The sequence below is a fragment of the Rhizobacter sp. P3_B12 genome (genome assembly GCF_056402895.1).
The window spans coordinates 1-14944 of record NZ_JBFUGN010000054.1 but is presented as its reverse complement, the minus strand read 5'-3'; the positions used below and the strand labels follow the sequence as shown (position 1 = coordinate 14944).

Genomic DNA, 14944 nt, shown 5'->3' with positions numbered 1-14944 from the left:
GAGGATGACCGCGCGACCCTGCAGCGCGAGCCGGTTCTCGAACTGGAAGGCGGCGTCGCCGGCGCGCAGCCCCAGCGCCTCGGCCACCGGCTCGTCGAGCTTGGTGCGGTCGAACGACACCAGCTCGACGGAGGGCGCCTCGCGCAGCCCGTCGGAGCGCTCGACGTGGAAGAACTGGAACAGGAAGCGGTCGGCCGAGTGCGTCGCGACGAAGGTGCCCCGGCCCTGGCGCCGCACCAGGATGTGCTCGGCCGACAGCTCGTCGACCGCCTTGCGCAGCGTGCCGATCGACACGCCGAACGCGAGCGCCAGCTCGGTCTCGCTCGGCAGCGTCTGCCCCGGCGCCCAGGTGCCGGCCTCGATCGATTGCAGCAGCGCGCGCTTCACGACGCGGTACAGCGGCATGCCGGCCGACTCCGGGGCGATGGCCTCGAAGTGCGGACGGGCAGGCACGGGCGCGGTCGGCATGGCCGCGATTCTAGGGCCAAGAGGTTCAGGTCAACCAAGTCATATGGATGACTGGTTTGACAGCCAGGAAACGCCGGCCGATATTCGCCGCCATCGTTGCAGGCAGCCGCGTTGCGCGGCAGGAGTTTCCGGATGATTCATTTCGTATTGCACGACGCCCACGACAGCGTCGCGGTGGTGGTGGTCGAGGGCGTCAAGGCCGGCATGCCGCTGGCCGGCTGGATCATGGACGAGGACCGCATGACCGAGCTGGTCGCGCGGCAGGACATCCCGATCGGCCACAAGGTCGCGTTGCGCGACATGGCCGTCGGCGACACGGTGCTGAAGTACGGCATCGACATGGGCAAGGTGGTCGCGCCGATCAAGGCCGGCGAGCACGCCCACGTTCAGAACATCAAGACCAAGCGCTGGTAACGGGATCCACCATGGCAGTCATTTCGAAGAACACCACCTTCCTGGGCTACCGCCGCGAGAACGGCCGCGTTGGCGTGCGCAACCACGTGATCATCCTGCCGCTGGACGACCTGTCCAACGCCGCGGCCGAGGCCGTCGCCCACAACATCAAGGGCACGATGGCGATCCCGCACCCGTACGGGCGGCTGCAGTTCGGCGCCGACCTCGACCTGCACTTCCGCACGCTGATCGGTGCCGGCTGCAACCCGAACGTCGCGGCGGTCGTCGTGATCGGCATCGAGGACGGCTGGACCAAGAAGGTCGTCGACGGCATCGCCGCCACCGGCAAGCCGGTCATCGGCTTCGGCATCGAGGGCCATGGCGACCACGACACCATCCTGCGCGCCTCGCGCGCCGCCCGCGAGTACGTGCAATGGGCGAGCGAGAAGCAGCGCGAGGCCTGCGCGCTCGGCGAGCTGTGGGTCTCCACCAAGTGCGGCGAGTCCGACACCACCTCGGGCTGCGGCGCGAACCCGACGGTCGGCAATGCGTTCGACAAGCTGCACCCGCTGGGCAGCACGCTGTGTTTCGGCGAGACCTCCGAGATCACCGGTGGCGAGCAGATCGTCGCGGCGCGCTGCGTGAACGACGCGGTGCGCGAGCGCTTCATGTTCATGTTCAACCGCTACCAGGACATGATCAACCGCCACAAGACCAGCGACCTCTCCGACAGCCAGCCGACCAAGGGCAACATCGCCGGCGGGCTGACGACGATCGAGGAGAAGGCGCTCGGCAACATCCAGAAGATCGGCAAGACCTGCACCGTCGACGGCGTGATCGACAAGGCCGAGATCCCGACCCACCCGGGCCTGTGGTTCATGGATTCGTCGTCGGCCGCGGCCGAGATGGTGACGCTGTGCGCGGCGTCGGGCTTTGCGGTGCACTTCTTCCCGACCGGCCAGGGCAACGTGATCGGCAACCCGATCGTGCCGGTGATCAAGATCTGCGCGAACCCGCGCACCGTGCGGCTGATGGGCGAGCACATCGATGTCGACACCTCGGGGCTGCTGCAGCGCGAGATCACGCTCGACCAGGCGGGCGACCAGCTGCTCGAATCGATGCTGCGCACCGCCAACGGCCGGCTGACCGCGGCCGAGGCGCTGGGCCACCGCGAGTTCGTGCTGACCCGGCTTTTCGAGAGTGCATGATCCGGCGATGAAGATCCTCATCACCGAATTCATGGATGCGCCGGCGGTGGCGCAGCTGGCCGCGAAGCACGAGGTCGTGCACGACGCGACGCTGGTCGACCATCCGGCGCGGATGATCGCGCTGGCGTCCAGCGTCGACGCGATCATCGTGCGCAACCGCACGCAGGTCAGGGGCGACCTGCTGGCGGCGCTCACGCGCTGCAGGGTCGTCGGGCGCTTGGGCGTCGGGCTCGACAACATCGACCTGGCCGGCTGCGAAACACGCGGCATCCGCGTGATCCCGGCCACCGGCGCCAATGCGCAGAGCGTGGCCGAGTACGTCGTCGCGACCGCGATGCTGCTGCTGCGCGGCGCCTATGGCTCGTCGGCCGAGGTCGCCGCAGGCAAGTGGCCGCGCGCCGCACTGACGAACGGGCGCGAGATCGGCGGCAAGACGCTGGGGCTGGTCGGCTACGGCTCGATCGGGCAGCTCACGGGACGGCTGGCGCGCCTGCTCGGCATGCGGGTCATCGCGCACGATGCCGCGATGCCGGCCGGCGCCGACCTGCCGTCGCTGGCGCTCGACGCGCTGCTGGCGCAGGCCGATGTCGTCAGCCTGCACGTGCCGCTGCTCGACAGCACGCGCCACCTGATCGATGCGCGGCGCCTGACCGCGATGAAGCCCGGAGCGGTCCTGATCAACACCGCACGCGGCGGCGTCGTCGACGAGGCGGCGCTGGCCGAGGCGCTGCGCAGCGGCCACCTCGCCGGCGCGGCGCTCGATGTCTTCGAGGTCGAGCCGCTGCCCGCCGGCAGCCCGCTCGCCGGCTGCCCGAGCCTGCTGCTGACGCCGCACATCGCCGGCGTCACCGCCGAGGCCAACGAGCGCGTGTCGGCGCTGATCGCGGCCAAGGTGCTGGAGGCCCTCGCATGACGGTGATGACGCTGGACGACGCGCGCCATCGCGTCGCGGCCGCGCTGCAACGCGCCGGCGCCAACCCCGCGATGGCCGAATCGACCGCCCGCGCGCTGGTGCTGGCCGAGGCGCAGGGCCTGGCCTCGCACGGCCTGAGCCGCATCGCGCAGTACAGCGGCCACCTGCGATGCGACCGCGTCAATGGCGCCGCGCAGCCGCAGGTCGTCAAGCGCAAGGGCGCGGCGCTGGTCGTCGATGCGCAGGAGGGGCTCGCGTTCCCGGCCTGCGACCTGGCCATCGCCGAGGCCATCCGCACCGCCGGCGAGCTCGGCATCTGCATCGTCGGCATCGTCAACAGTCACCACTGCGGGGTCGTCGTCGACCACCTGCGCGCGGTCACCGCAGCCGGCATGGCGGGGCTCGGCTTCTCGAACTCGCCGTCGGCGATGCCGGCGGCTGGCGGGCGGCATCCGATCTTCGGCACCAACCCGGTGGCTGCGGCCTTTCCGCGGCGCGGTGCCGACCCGCTGCTGATCGACCTGAGCCTCAGCGAGGTCGCGCGCGGCAAGCTGATGGTCGCTGCCAAGGAGGGCCGCAGCATCCCGCTCGGCTGGGCGCTGGATGCGAACGGCGAGCCCACCACCGATCCGAAGGCCGGCATGGAGGGCTCGATGCTCGCGATCGGCGCGGCCAGCAGCCCCAAGGGCGCGATGTTGGCGCTGGTGGTCGAGCTGCTGKTGACGGCGCTGATCGGCGCGAACTTCGGTTTCGAGGCGTCGAGCTTCTTCGTCGACGAAGGCAACCGGCCGCACCTGGGCCAGACCTTCATCGTGATCGACCCGGGTGCGCTGGCCGGGCGCGAGATGTTCCTCGACCGGCTGGAGGTGCTGGTGACCGAGATGCTGCGCGACGACGGCGTGCGCCTGCCGGGCGCCCGGCGCGAGCAGCTGCGGCGCGCCGCGGAACGTGATGGATTGAACGTGTCGGAGGCGCTAGCCCAACAGCTGTCCTGAAGCTACGACTTTCCGCGCATATCGATAGGTTTGCAGCCAGTCCGCGTCGCGGGCAGCATGCCGGCCATTTGAAGGAGACGAGCGTGAAGCGACGAGCAGTACTGATCGGTGCCGCGGGCCTGTGGCCTGCGCTGGGCTTTTCACAGGTTTCACAGGCGGGCGACTATCCGAAGCCCGGCGCGACGATCCGCTACGTGGTGCCGTTCCCGCCCGGCGGCCTGACCGACGTGATGGCGCGCCTGGTCGGCCAGCAGCTCGGCGAGCGCTGGAAGGTCAGCGTGGTGATCGACAACAAGCCCGGCAGCGGCGGGCAGATCGGCGCCGACGTGGCCGCCAAGTCGCCCGGCGACGGCTACACGCTGCTCGCGATCACGCTGACGCATGCGGCCAACGTCACGCTGTTCCCGAAGGCGGCCTACAGCTTCACGAAGGACCTGCGCCCGGTCGCGCTGCTGGCCGGCTCGCCGATCCTGGTGGTGGTGCCGGCCGCCAGCCCGATCCAGACGCTGAAGGAGCTGACGGCTGCCGCGAAGGCGCGCAACCTGAACGCCGGCTCCAGCGGCAACGGCACGCCGCCGCACCTGACGCTGGCACTCTTCAACGAGCTCGCGAAGACCAACATCCAGCACGTGCCGTACAAGGGCGGCTCGCCGGCCATGACCGACCTGATCGGCGGCCAGCTCGACGTGGTGTTCTCGAACTTCCCCGAGAGCATCGCGCACGTCAAATCGGGCAAGCTGCGCGCGATCGCCATCGCGAGCGCTGCCCGCCATCCGCTGGTGCCCGAGGTGCCGACGACCGCCGAGGCCGGGCTGCCGGAGCTGCTGACCGAGAACTGGACCGGCCTGATGGCGCCGGCCTCGATGCCCGATGCGGCGGTGAAGAAGCTTGCGGCCGAGGTCGTGCGCATCATGCAGACGCCCGAACTCGAGGAGCGAGCGCGCACGCAGGGCTTTCGCATCGATGCGCGCGGGCCGGAGGCGTTTGCCGCCTTCCTGCACGACGAGGTGGCGCGCTGGGCGAAGGTGATTCAATCCGCCAACATCAAACCCGACTGATCAGGCGTGGCCGCGCTGCCCGCACACCGGGCAGCCGGCCTGGCGGCTGAGCCTGACCTCGTTCCATTCCATCCGGCGGGCATCCAGCATCTGCAGCCGCCCGGCCAGCGAGCTGCCGATGCCGGCCAGCAGCTTCAGCGCCTCGGCGGCCTGCATGCTGCCGATGATGCCGACCAGCGGCGCGAGCACGCCCATCGTCGAGCAGGCGACCTCCTCGAACGCCGCATCGGGCGGGAACAGGCAGGCGTAGCACGGCGCGGCATCGTCGCGCGTGTCGTAGACCGAGATCTGGCCGTCGAAGCCGATCGCCGCACCCGACACCAGCGGCTTGCGGTGCGCCACGCAAGCGGCGTTGACGGCATGGCGGGTCGCGAAGTTGTCGCTGCAGTCGAGCACGACGTCGGCGTCGGCGACCAGCGTGTCCAGGCGCTGCGCATCGGCGCGCTCGGTCAGCGCATGCACCCGCACGTCGGGGTTGATCGCCGCGATGGAGCGTGCCGCGGAGACGGCTTTCGGCTGGCCGACGCGCGACAGGTCGTGCGCGATCTGGCGCTGCAGGTTGGTCAGATCGACGCTGTCGTGGTCGACGATCGTCAGCGTGCCGACGCCCGAGGTCGCGAGGTACAGCGCCACCGGCGAGCCGAGCCCGCCGGCACCGATCACCAGCGCATGCGAATCGAGCAGCCGCTGCTGGCCGGCGATGTCGAGCTCGTCGAGCAGGATGTGGCGGGAGTAGCGCAGCAGCTGGTCGTCGTTCATCGGCGGCAGGATACCCAACAATGAAAAACGCCCGCGCGAGGCGGGCGTTTCGGAGGGAGGGTGTCGGATCAGTTCGTCGCCGGTGCCTCGGCACGCCGTTCGACGATCGACTTCGAGACGACCACCGGCTTGCCCTTCAGGCGGTTGATCGCCTGCGCCAGCGGGAAGTCTTCTTCGCTGCCGAACTCGGGCAGCGGCTTCAGCGGGTTCTTCTTCGCGGCTTCATCCTCGAGCTTCTTGCGCGCTTCCTCGCGCGCCTTCTCGCGGGCTTCGTCCTTCTGCTCGGCGCCCTGGCCGCTGCCGATGTGCTTTTCCAGATCGGCCTCGCGCACGCGCAGCGCCGAGAACAGGTTGCCGTCGGCGGTCTCGTCGATCATCACGTCGGGCACGATGCCCTTGGCCTGGATCGAGCGGCCGCTCGGCGTGTAGTAGCGCGCGGTCGTGATCTTCAGTGCGGTCTCGGGGGACAGCTGGCGCACGGTCTGCACCGAGCCCTTGCCGAAGGTCTGGGTGCCCATGATGGTGGCGCGCTGGTGGTCTTGCAGCGCACCGGCGACGATCTCGCTGGCCGAGGCCGAGCCTTCGTTCACCAGCACCACCAGCGGCACCTTCTTCAGCGCGTCGGGCAGCTTGCGCAGCGGGTCACCGCCGCCACGGCGCAGGTAGTCGCTCGGCGAGGCCTTGAACGACTGCTTCGATTCGGCGATCTGGCCGTTGGTGGTCACGACCACCGCATCGGCCGGCAGGAAGGCCGCCGACACCGCGACCGAGGCCTCGAGCAGGCCGCCCGGGTCGTTGCGCAGGTCGAGCACCAGGCCCTTCAGGTTGGGTTCCTGCTTGTAGATCTCTTCGAGCTTGCGGGCGAAATCGTCGACCGTGCGGTCCTGGAACTGGCTGACGCGCAGCCAGGCGTAGCCGGGCTCGACGATCTTCGAGCGCACGCTCTGCACGCGGATTTCTTCGCGGGTGATCGTGACGGGGAAGCTGCGGTTCTCGGTCTTGCGGAAGATGGTGAGCAGCACCTTGGTGCTCGGCTCGCCACGCATGCGCTTGACGGCCTGGTCCATCGTCAGGCCCTTGACCACGGTGTCGTCGATCTTGGTGATCAGGTCGCCGCTCTTCAGGCCGGCGCGGAAGGCCGGGGAGCCCTCGATCGGCGAGACGATCTTGACGAGACCGTCTTCCATGCCGATCTCGATGCCGACGCCGACGAAGCGGCCGGTCGTGCCTTCACGGAATTCCTTGAAGGTCTTCTTGTCGAAATACTGGGAGTGCGGGTCGAGGCCGGCCACCATGCCGCCGATGGCGTCGGTGATCAGCTTCTTCTCGTCGACCGGCTCGACGTAATCGCTCTTGACCATCCCGAAGACGGCGGCGAGCTGCTGGAGTTCTTCCAGCGGGAGTTGCGCGGCGGTGTTGCGGGCGGTCGCCTGCAACTGCATGGTAGTGAGCGCGCCAGCGACGGCCCCCAGCGTGATCCAGCCTGCGACCTTGAGTTTGGCACCCATCATTGACCCACTTCCTGCCTGATAAGAAGACTTCACGCGGACCCAGTATAGAGCTGTGACCGCGTTTGGAGCCGCAGAGGCGGAGGAAGTTTCACGGCTATTTCGGGGCTTTGCCCGGGATGGTGTCGAGACGTGACGCGGGGTTTTCCCGCGCCCGTGTCAGACACGCATGCCGTGCGCAGCCGCTCGGTTCACTGCTTCGAGGCGTTCCAGGTGCCGGTCGCCGACGCGCTCGGGCGCGCCCAGGTGCCCGAGCCGGTGGTGGCGCCGAGCGTGCCGCTGAAGCTGGCGTCGCTGCTGGTGCTGCCGACCGAGAGGCCGCCGGCGGCGCTGACCGTGCCGCTGACCATGAAGCTGCCGCCCACGCCGGACGAGGTGCAGGTGCCGATCACGTGCCCCGGGGCGTTGACCGACAGCGCGGTGCAGCTGCCGGTGTCGCCGCCGGCGTAGGTGACGCTCCAGGTGCCGGCCGTGGCCGCCGGGTGGTCGGGGATCGTCGGCGGGGTGATCCCCAGGCTGGCGGCCAGCGCCTCGTACGCGACCTTGTTGAGCCGGGTCTGCTTCGACGTCGCCGGCTTGTCCTGGAAGCCCTGGTAGACGTGGCCGCCGCGCTGCACGAAGACACGCGTGAAGGTCTGGGCGGAGACGGCGGCCGGCAGGCCGGTGAAGGTCATGATCGGCGTCGCGCCGTCGAGCGCCGTGGTCGACTGGTAGCTGGCGGTGCCGATGCTGCTGCAGTTGGAGAACGCACCCGACACCGTGTCGAGATCGCACAGGTGCAGGCTCACGGTGCCGTTGGCGTTGAAGCTGCCGCGCATGCGTTCCTGGAGGCAGACCTGGACCCCGCAGCCGTTGCTGCCGTGGAGGTTGCCCATCGACACGGTGTTGGCCGTCGACACCGCTGCGCTGTTCGTCACCGCCGGGTAGCTGGTGACCAGGCCCGCCAGCGTCGTCACGTTGTTGCCGGCGAAGCCGTCCGTCAGCCGGTAGCCGACCGGGGTGGCGCTCTCGACGTTGGAGATCGTGCGGATCTTCGCGCCGGCCGGCATCACGCCGGTCAGGTTCGCCGCGGTGACGCCGATGACGGTCGACAGCGTGTTGGTGGTCAGATCCTGCGTCTTTGCGACGACGCTCGAGATCGGCTGGCCGGCCACGTCGGTGTCGGTGGAGGTCGATTGCCCGATGTAGCCGTAGTTGTAGTCGTAGGCGCCGTTCGGGCCGCTGTGGTTCGGCGTGGCGCCGTCGAGCGGCGTGTGCCAGCCCGCGGCGGTGACGAACTGGACGGTGTCGTACACCACCACCGCCGGCTTGCCGGCCGACAGCGCTTCACGCACGTCGTAGTAGGTGCCGCGACCGGTCGAGTCGACGACGTTGTCGGAGTAGTAGTAGCGCAGCACGTAGGTGTCCGAATTGGCGTACGTGAAGGCGCGGGCCCAGTAGCTCGCCGGGGCGGGGGCGGGCGCAGGTGCTGGGCCAGGTGCTGGGGCAGGCGCTGGAGCGGGTGCCGGTGCCGGTGCCGGTGCCGGTGCAGGGCCCGAAGCCGGGGCCGGGGATGGCGCCGGGCTGTCGCCCCCACCGCCGCAGGCGGCGAGCGTGGACAGCGAGACGGCCAGGGCCGACGCCCACAGGGCGCGCGTGGAAGCAGTGATCATGGGTCTCCCTCGTGAATGACGTGTGATCCGGCGCGCGATCTCTGCCGCGACCGGTCGGGCCGGATTCTGGTGGGAGGTCTGCTGTCCTACAAGCCCTCACATGGAGGAGGCGGCATCTCCATGTGTGTCATCGATGACATGAATGCAGGCACCGCGATTGCCCGCCGACGGCATCGCCGCCGGCGCGCGGTGTTCCCTCCCTTTCGCCCATTCGATGCAGGAGCCATCCCGATGAGTCGATCACCCGGTCACCAGCAGCACCCCGAGCACAAGGTTCGGGAATCCCGCGCCGAAGGGCGCATGAGCGTCAACCTCAACGGACTGGTCGTCGCGGATTCGCGCAACGCCGTGAAGCTGGACGAGGACGGCCACCCACTGCGCTTCTACTTCCCGCGGGAAGACGTGAAGATGGAGTTTCTCGAACGCAGCGACACGACGACCGAGTGCCCGTTCAAGGGCCACGCCAGCTACTTCGACCTGCGCAACGGCGGCCAGACGATCAAGGACGCCGTGTGGAGCTACGAGACGCCGTACGACGAGCATGCCGGCATCAAGGAGATGCTGGCCTTCGACGAGTCGAAGTCGGCCGGCATCCACATCCGCAGCCTGCCCTGACGGGAGGCGTCACCCGCAGCTTCCGATGTGCCCGCACGCCGTGCAGAACTCGCAGCCATCCTTGTGGATGACGGCATGGTTCCCGCATTCCGGGCAGGCGGTGCCGGCCAGCGGCGCGGCGGCGGCCTCGCCCGGGTCCGGCGGCTGCAGGATGCCCATGTCCCGCAGCGGATAGCCTTCTTCGTTCAGCACGCCCAGCATCGTGTAGCGGTGGATCACGAGTCGCGCCAGGTAGGCCACCGTCGACGGCCAGGTCTGCTGGCGCTGCTGGCCGGGTGCCAGCCCMGGCACGAAGGCCATGAAGTGGCCGAGCGGTTCGGCATAGCTCAGCAGCTTGCGCAGCTTCATGCCGATCCAGGCCGGGTCGAGCACCCGCATGTCCAGCGACAGGATGCGTGCGAGGCCGTCCATCGCCCGCGGGTAGTTGCCGGACAGCCCCATCGCGCAGGGCAGCGTGACGGCGCCGCCCTGGCCCCCCAGCCCTTCCGGCAGCTGCACCTCCTTCAGCGACAGCGTGAACGCCTCGTCGCTGGCCGGGTTGTGGATGTCGACGGACCAGGCGAGCGTGCCGTTCGGGCCGGTCAGCGGCTCCTGGCGGCTGAACATCGCGTCGATCACCGGAGACGAGGTTGCCCCGTCGGTCGGCACCGACCACAGGCCCAGTTGCTCGCAGCGCCAGCGGATCACCGCGGCGGTGGCCGCCACCACGCCCGGGAAACGCCGCGGCGCGCCGTCGGGCGGGAAGGGCATGTCGAAGGCGCGCTCCTCCTGCACGGTGGCCAGCGCGTCGAGCTTCAGCCGCACCCAGGCGGGGTCCTTCGCGCGCAGGTCCATCGACAGCGTCTTCGCGAGCGCGCCCAGCCCGCGCGGCTGCTCGGCACCGTTCACCCACACCTCGAAGGGCGCGCTGCGCCCGTCCTGCGGCAGCTCGCCGATGAAGAGCGCGAACTCGCCGTGCGGGTGCCGGATCATGTAGGTCCACGCGGCGTTGCCGGCCATCAGCTCGGGCCGGCCCGGCCAGCGCAGCGAGGCCAGCACCGGCTGCGGCGGCCGCTCGATGGCCAGGCGCTGGTTGGCATGCACGGCCGGTGCCAGCTGCAGCGGCAAGGCGGCGGGCTCCACGCTCAGCACCGAGCCCAGCACCGCGTTCGGCCGGTAGGTCGCCAGCCCCTTCAGCCCCGAGGTCCAGGCGCGCAGGTACAGGTCCTGGAAATCCGCATAYGGGTAGTCGGCCGGCACGTTCACGGTCTTCGAGATCGCGGTGTCGACGAAGGGCGAGACCGCGGCCACCATCTCCTCATGCGCCTGCGCGCTCATCTCGAGCGCGGTGACGAAGGCGTCGGTGAGCGGCGCCTGCGTACCTCGCAAATGGCGATAGAGGCGCCAGGCGTGGTCTTCCACCGGGTACTGCTTCATGCTGCCGTCGGCCATGCGCTTGCGGCGCTGGTAGCTCCACGAGAACGCCGGCTCGATGCCGTTGCTCGCGTTGTCGGCGAAGGCCAGGCTGATGGTGCCGGTCGGCGCGATCGACAGCAGGTGCGAGTTGCGCAGCCCCTGCTTGCGGATGCGCTCCTTCAGCGGCCCGGGCAGGCGCGATGCGAAGGTGCCGCGGCTCAGGTAGAGGTCGGCATTGAAGAGCGGGAACGCGCCACGCTCGGCCGCGAGATCGCACGAAGCGGCATACGCGGTGTCGCGCAGCAGCGCGGCGATGCGGCGCGCCTCGTCGCGCGCGGCGGCGCTGTCGTAGCGCAGGTTCAGCATCACCAGCGCATCGCCCAGGCCGGTGAAGCCGAGGCCGATGCGGCGCTTGCTGCGCGCTTCGCGGGCCTGCGCGTCGAGCGGCCAGAAGCTGATGTCGAGCACGTTGTCGAGCATGCGCACCGCCAGCGTCACGAGCCGCGCGAAGCCGGCGTCGTCGAAGCGCGCGCCCGCGTCGAACGGTGCGCGCACGAAGCGCGTCAGGTCGATCGAGCCGAGGCAGCAGCAGCCGTAGGCCGGCAACGGCTGCTCGCCGCACGGGTTGGTGGCGGTGATGGTCTCGCAGTACGACAGGTTGTTGTCGAGGTTGATGCGGTCGAGGAACAGCACGCCCGGCTCGGCGTGGTCGTAGGTGGAGCGCATGATCTGCTCCCACAGCGCACGCGCCGGCAGGCTGCGGTAGACCCACAGCCCGTCGTCGCGCTGGTGCGCGCCGGCGGCCACCTGGTGCGGGCCGGCCGCGGCGCGGTGCACCAGATCCACCGCGGCGCCGCGCTGCACCGCTTCCATGAAGGCATCGGTGAGGCCGACCGAGATGTTGAAGTTGCTGAGGTCGCCCTTGTCCTTCGCGTGGATGAACTCCTCGATGTCCGGGTGGTCGCAGCGCAGCACGCCCATCTGCGCGCCGCGCCGCGCGCCGGCCGACTCCACCGTCTCGCAGGAGCGGTCGAACACCCGCATGTACGACACCGGCCCCGACGCGTTGGCCTGCGTGCTCGCGACCCAGGCGCCGCGCGGGCGGATGCGCGAGAAGTCGTAGCCGACGCCGCCGCCGCGGCGCATCGTCTCGGCGGCCTCGGTGAGCGCGGTGTAGATGCCGGGGTGGCCGTCTTCTTCCTGCGCGATCGCGTCGCCCACCGGCTGCACGAAGCAGTTGATCAGCGTGGCGGTGAGCTCGGTGCCGGCCGCCGAGTTGATGCGGCCGGCCGGGATGAAGCCGGCCTGCAGCGCCTCGAGGAAGCGCGCTTCCCATTGCGGACGCGATTCGGCGGGCTCCACCTGCGCGAGCGCGCGGGCCACGCGGCGCCGCACGTCGTCGGGCGTGCGCTCGTCGCCCTTCGCGTATTTCTCGAGCAGCACTTCGGTGCTGATGTCCTGGGGGAGGAGGGCGGTCGCCTTCGGGTCGGCCGCGGTCAGGTGATCGGTGCTCATCGGATCCTTCAAGTCGATGTCGCCGACATCCTGAACCCGGCACGAGCGCGCGTAAAGCGCCCCGGCGTCATCCATGACGGCAGCATTGTTGAGCCGGCGCGCAGGGCACGGTGGCGAAGGTTGCAGCGGCGGCCAGCGCCCACGTGGCGCGGGCGAGCATCGAGCGAGGTCATGGTCTCTTTCCTGTGGTGGTGAGCGGAGGAACATCCCCCGGCAGACCATTGCAGCGCGGCAGGAGCGGTGAAACCTTGCCGCCGCGCAAGCCCGGACTGCGGCCAGGTGGTCACCGGGCGGGGGCTGACGCGGGTCAAGCGCGGCGTTGTGTGGACCTGACGCTGTGGCGTTCAATGCCAGAATTCGCGCCACACCAAAAGTACACACGCGAGGCAGGCGAATGGCGGCGCAGCGGGAACTCGTTTCGATCACGCGAACCGGGATCGATGCTCAAGCGATCCAGGGATTCGCGCTGGCCGCGTCAGATCAATTGGTCGTGCGGCAGTACGTCCACGACTTCCGCCTGGATGGGTTGATGGTGCTCAGCACATCGGACATCACCGAGATTCGCAGCTCTGCAACGGACAACTTCCAGACCAGGTTGCTCGAGTTGGAGGGCTTGCTGGAGCGGGTTCCATTCGACACGGCATTCGATCTGCGGGACTGGCGCTCGATCATCAAGCAGCTTGCGCGGGCCCATCCGTTGCTCATTGTCGAGTGCGAGCGTGGAGACGACCCGCACTTCATCATCGGACGCCTGGTGAAGACGACTTCTGCCGCGGCATATGTGCGCTACTTCACCGGCGTCGGCCGATGGCTGGAGAAGCTCGACCGAGTCAACTTCTGCGACATCACCTGCTGCCGGGTCGACTCGAACTATTCGAACGTCTACCAGCGGCACCTCAGCGCCACGCTGCCCACAGCAGCGACAGGCCCGAACCCAGCATCAGCGCATCCAGCAGCAACGAGAACGCGCGAGGGCTGATCCGCACCACGAACGCCTTCCCGACATAGGTTCCGGCCATCAGCGAGCTGCCGACGATGGCGCCTTGCAGCAGCGTGTCGGTCGACAGCGCACCCAGCTGCCGGAAGGTCGCGACCTTGCTGAGGTAGAGCGCCAATGCGCTCGCCGCTTCGGTGGAGATGAAGGCGCCGCCCGTCAGGCCGTAGGCGGTGAACACCGGGACGCTGAGCGGCCCGGTCGACAGCACGAGGCCGGTGAGGAAGCCGATCACCGCGCCCGCTGCCGAGACCTCGCGCAGGCGCAGGCGCCGCCCCGTGCCGGCACGCCAGCGCCTGAGCACCAGCATCGCGAGGAAGAACAGCCCGAGCATCGCATCGATGACGGCCGGCCGCAGCGACAGCATCGTGCGCGCGCCGAGCGCCGCGGTGAGCGCACCCGGCAACGCATACGCCGCCGCGGCCTTCCAGTCGACCTCTCGCCACCAGGCGGCGACGCGTGCGATGTTGGCCAGCACCGCGGCGACCGCCATGATGGGCACCGCCTGCTTCGGGCCATAGGCGTAGACGAGGACCGGCAACAGCATCAGCGACGAGCCGGTGCCGATGACGCCGCTGACGCAGCCTGCGATGAGCCCGACCGACAAGACGAAGAAATAGGAAGTCATTCAGGAAGTCATTCGCGCAGATGGCCTGTGAAGTCGTCGACACTCGCGGACGTGCGGAAATCTAACCCGACCCGCTGCGACACCGCCGAAGCCTTGTGCCCATGGTTGGCCGGAAGACACCAGAAAGACCGCACATGCCACTGCGCGCCGTGATCTTCGATCTTGACGACACGCTCCACGACAAGTCCGCCACGCTGCGAGCCGTGGCGAGGCGACTCCATGCAGATCACGGGCTTTCGGCACAGGGCGTGAAGCTCGATGACTGGGTCAGCGAGTTTGTGGCACTCAACCATCTTCGGATCGAGAAGCCCGACGTGTTCGAGAGGCTCACGGCCTCGTTCGCGCTCCCTGGCGCATTGGGCAGGTCTTTGCTGGAAGACTGCGACGCCAACCTTGGAAGCCAGGCCCAGCCCTTCCCTGGAGCGATCGATTGCCTGGCGGCCTGCAAGGCTGCCGGATTGAAAGTCGGCGTGGTGACGAACGGCCGCGACGGATTCCAGCGCAGCAAGATCGCGGGGCTGGGGGCCCTTCCTTACCTCGATGCGATATATCGAGCCTGCGATTGCGCTGGGCATGACAGCCGTCTGGAAGTCTTCCGAGCGTGCGAGCGACGTTGCGCTGAGCACGCGTGACTTTCAGGAAATCCAGGCCTATCTCGTGAATGCGGCCCGCGAGGTCACTTGATGCGGCTTCGGTGTCGCTTCACGATGTTCCCGCCCCGCCGACAGGTGCGTGCCGCGCCATCAACTCGGCCACCCAGTCGATGAACACCCGCAGCTTGGCGCTGACGTACCGGTTCGGCGGAAACGCCACGTAGATCGGCATCGCATCGAAGCGCCAGTC

General features: G+C 69.1%; 14 protein-coding genes and 1 pseudogene. 8 read left to right on the top strand and 7 right to left on the bottom strand.

Annotation, left to right across the window (positions count from 1 at the left end; all coding sequences use genetic code 11):
- Positions 1–468: GntR family transcriptional regulator (locus AC1D01_RS05435; protein WP_477865054.1), on the bottom strand; the 468-nt coding region annotated here is incomplete at its 3' end.
- 132 nt (positions 469–600) lie between these two features.
- Here AC1D01_RS05435 and AC1D01_RS05430 point away from each other — a divergent pair.
- The 5 genes from AC1D01_RS05430 to AC1D01_RS05410 all read left to right on the top strand — a co-directional run bounded on the left by AC1D01_RS05430 (position 601) and on the right by AC1D01_RS05410 (position 5035).
- Positions 601–882, top strand: coding sequence for a UxaA family hydrolase (locus AC1D01_RS05430; RefSeq protein ID WP_047503134.1), 282 nt, complete (start codon positions 601–603; stop codon positions 880–882).
- A gap of 11 nt (positions 883–893) precedes the next feature.
- Complete coding sequence (locus AC1D01_RS05425) at positions 894–2069, top strand: UxaA family hydrolase (RefSeq protein WP_477865053.1); 1176 nt, start codon at positions 894–896, stop codon at positions 2067–2069.
- 7 nt (positions 2070–2076) lie between these two features.
- Positions 2077–2982: a hydroxyacid dehydrogenase gene (locus AC1D01_RS05420; protein ID WP_477865052.1), complete on the top strand. Its 906-nt coding sequence runs from the start codon at positions 2077–2079 to the stop codon at positions 2980–2982.
- Positions 2979–3977: an Ldh family oxidoreductase gene (locus tag AC1D01_RS05415; protein ID WP_477865051.1), complete on the top strand. Its 999-nt coding sequence runs from the start codon at positions 2979–2981 to the stop codon at positions 3975–3977. Before AC1D01_RS05420 ends, AC1D01_RS05415 begins: the two co-directional genes overlap by 4 nt.
- 101 nt (positions 3978–4078) lie before the next feature.
- Positions 4079–5035, top strand: coding sequence for a Bug family tripartite tricarboxylate transporter substrate binding protein (locus AC1D01_RS05410; RefSeq protein ID WP_477865055.1), 957 nt, complete (start codon positions 4079–4081; stop codon positions 5033–5035).
- Here the strand turns inward: AC1D01_RS05410 and AC1D01_RS05405 are convergent, their stop codons facing one another.
- The 3 genes from AC1D01_RS05405 to AC1D01_RS05395 all read right to left on the bottom strand — a co-directional run bounded on the left by AC1D01_RS05405 (position 5036) and on the right by AC1D01_RS05395 (position 8954).
- Positions 5036–5794 (bottom strand): HesA/MoeB/ThiF family protein, encoded by a 759-nt coding sequence (locus AC1D01_RS05405; protein WP_477865050.1) that lies wholly within the window; start codon positions 5792–5794, stop codon positions 5036–5038.
- Between the two features lie 68 nt (positions 5795–5862).
- Positions 5863–7302, bottom strand: a complete 1440-nt coding sequence (locus tag AC1D01_RS05400; protein WP_477865049.1) for a S41 family peptidase — start codon at positions 7300–7302, stop codon at positions 5863–5865.
- Between the two features lie 191 nt (positions 7303–7493).
- Positions 7494–8954 (bottom strand): hypothetical protein, encoded by a 1461-nt coding sequence (locus AC1D01_RS05395; protein ID WP_477865048.1) that lies wholly within the window; start codon positions 8952–8954, stop codon positions 7494–7496.
- Between the two features lie 231 nt (positions 8955–9185).
- Between AC1D01_RS05395 and AC1D01_RS05390 the strand changes: the two genes are divergently transcribed.
- A complete protein-coding gene (locus AC1D01_RS05390; RefSeq protein WP_477865047.1) occupies positions 9186–9569 on the top strand; it encodes a DUF427 domain-containing protein in 384 nt (127 codons plus the stop codon).
- Between the two features lie 9 nt (positions 9570–9578).
- Here AC1D01_RS05390 and AC1D01_RS05385 read toward each other — a convergent pair whose 3' ends face one another.
- Positions 9579–12479: an adenosylcobalamin-dependent ribonucleoside-diphosphate reductase gene (locus AC1D01_RS05385; RefSeq protein WP_477865046.1), complete on the bottom strand. Its 2901-nt coding sequence runs from the start codon at positions 12477–12479 to the stop codon at positions 9579–9581.
- Positions 12480–12816: 337 nt separating this feature from the next.
- On the opposite strand from AC1D01_RS05385, the gene AC1D01_RS05380 reads away from it, so the two are divergent.
- Positions 12817–13458 (top strand): hypothetical protein, encoded by a 642-nt coding sequence (locus AC1D01_RS05380; RefSeq protein ID WP_477865045.1) that lies wholly within the window; start codon positions 12817–12819, stop codon positions 13456–13458.
- Here AC1D01_RS05380 and AC1D01_RS05375 read toward each other — a convergent pair.
- Positions 13376–14101 (bottom strand): sulfite exporter TauE/SafE family protein, encoded by a 726-nt coding sequence (locus tag AC1D01_RS05375; protein ID WP_477865044.1) that lies wholly within the window; start codon positions 14099–14101, stop codon positions 13376–13378. The two genes, AC1D01_RS05380 and AC1D01_RS05375, sit on opposite strands and share 83 nt — an antisense overlap.
- A 134-nt stretch (positions 14102–14235) precedes the next feature.
- Here AC1D01_RS05375 and AC1D01_RS05370 point away from each other — a divergent pair, with 134 nt between their 5' ends.
- Complete coding sequence (locus AC1D01_RS05370) at positions 14236–14733, top strand: HAD family hydrolase (protein WP_477865043.1); 498 nt, start codon at positions 14236–14238, stop codon at positions 14731–14733.
- Between the two features lie 70 nt (positions 14734–14803).
- Here AC1D01_RS05370 and AC1D01_RS05365 read toward each other — a convergent pair.
- A pseudogene (locus tag AC1D01_RS05365) lies at positions 14804–14944 on the bottom strand (LysR family transcriptional regulator); the annotation flags it as partial.

Bases quoted from the DNA above. Each gene is read 5' to 3' on its own strand.
- AC1D01_RS05400 (WP_477865049.1), bottom strand. From the start codon at position 7,302: ATGGGTGCCAAACTCAAGGTCGCAGGCTGGATCACGCTGGGGGCCGTC.
- AC1D01_RS05420 (WP_477865052.1), top strand. From the start codon at position 2,077: ATGAAGATCCTCATCACCGAATTCATGGATGCGCCGGCGGTGGCGCAG.
- AC1D01_RS05405 (WP_477865050.1), bottom strand. From the start codon at position 5,794: ATGAACGACGACCAGCTGCTGCGCTACTCCCGCCACATCCTGCTCGAC.
- AC1D01_RS05430 (WP_047503134.1), top strand. From the start codon at position 601: ATGATTCATTTCGTATTGCACGACGCCCACGACAGCGTCGCGGTGGTG.
- AC1D01_RS05375 (WP_477865044.1), bottom strand. From the start codon at position 14,101: ATGACTTCCTATTTCTTCGTCTTGTCGGTCGGGCTCATCGCAGGCTGC.
- AC1D01_RS05370 (WP_477865043.1), top strand. From the start codon at position 14,236: ATGCCACTGCGCGCCGTGATCTTCGATCTTGACGACACGCTCCACGAC.
- AC1D01_RS05395 (WP_477865048.1), bottom strand. From the start codon at position 8,954: ATGATCACTGCTTCCACGCGCGCCCTGTGGGCGTCGGCCCTGGCCGTC.
- AC1D01_RS05425 (WP_477865053.1), top strand. From the start codon at position 894: ATGGCAGTCATTTCGAAGAACACCACCTTCCTGGGCTACCGCCGCGAG.
- AC1D01_RS05390 (WP_477865047.1), top strand. From the start codon at position 9,186: ATGAGTCGATCACCCGGTCACCAGCAGCACCCCGAGCACAAGGTTCGG.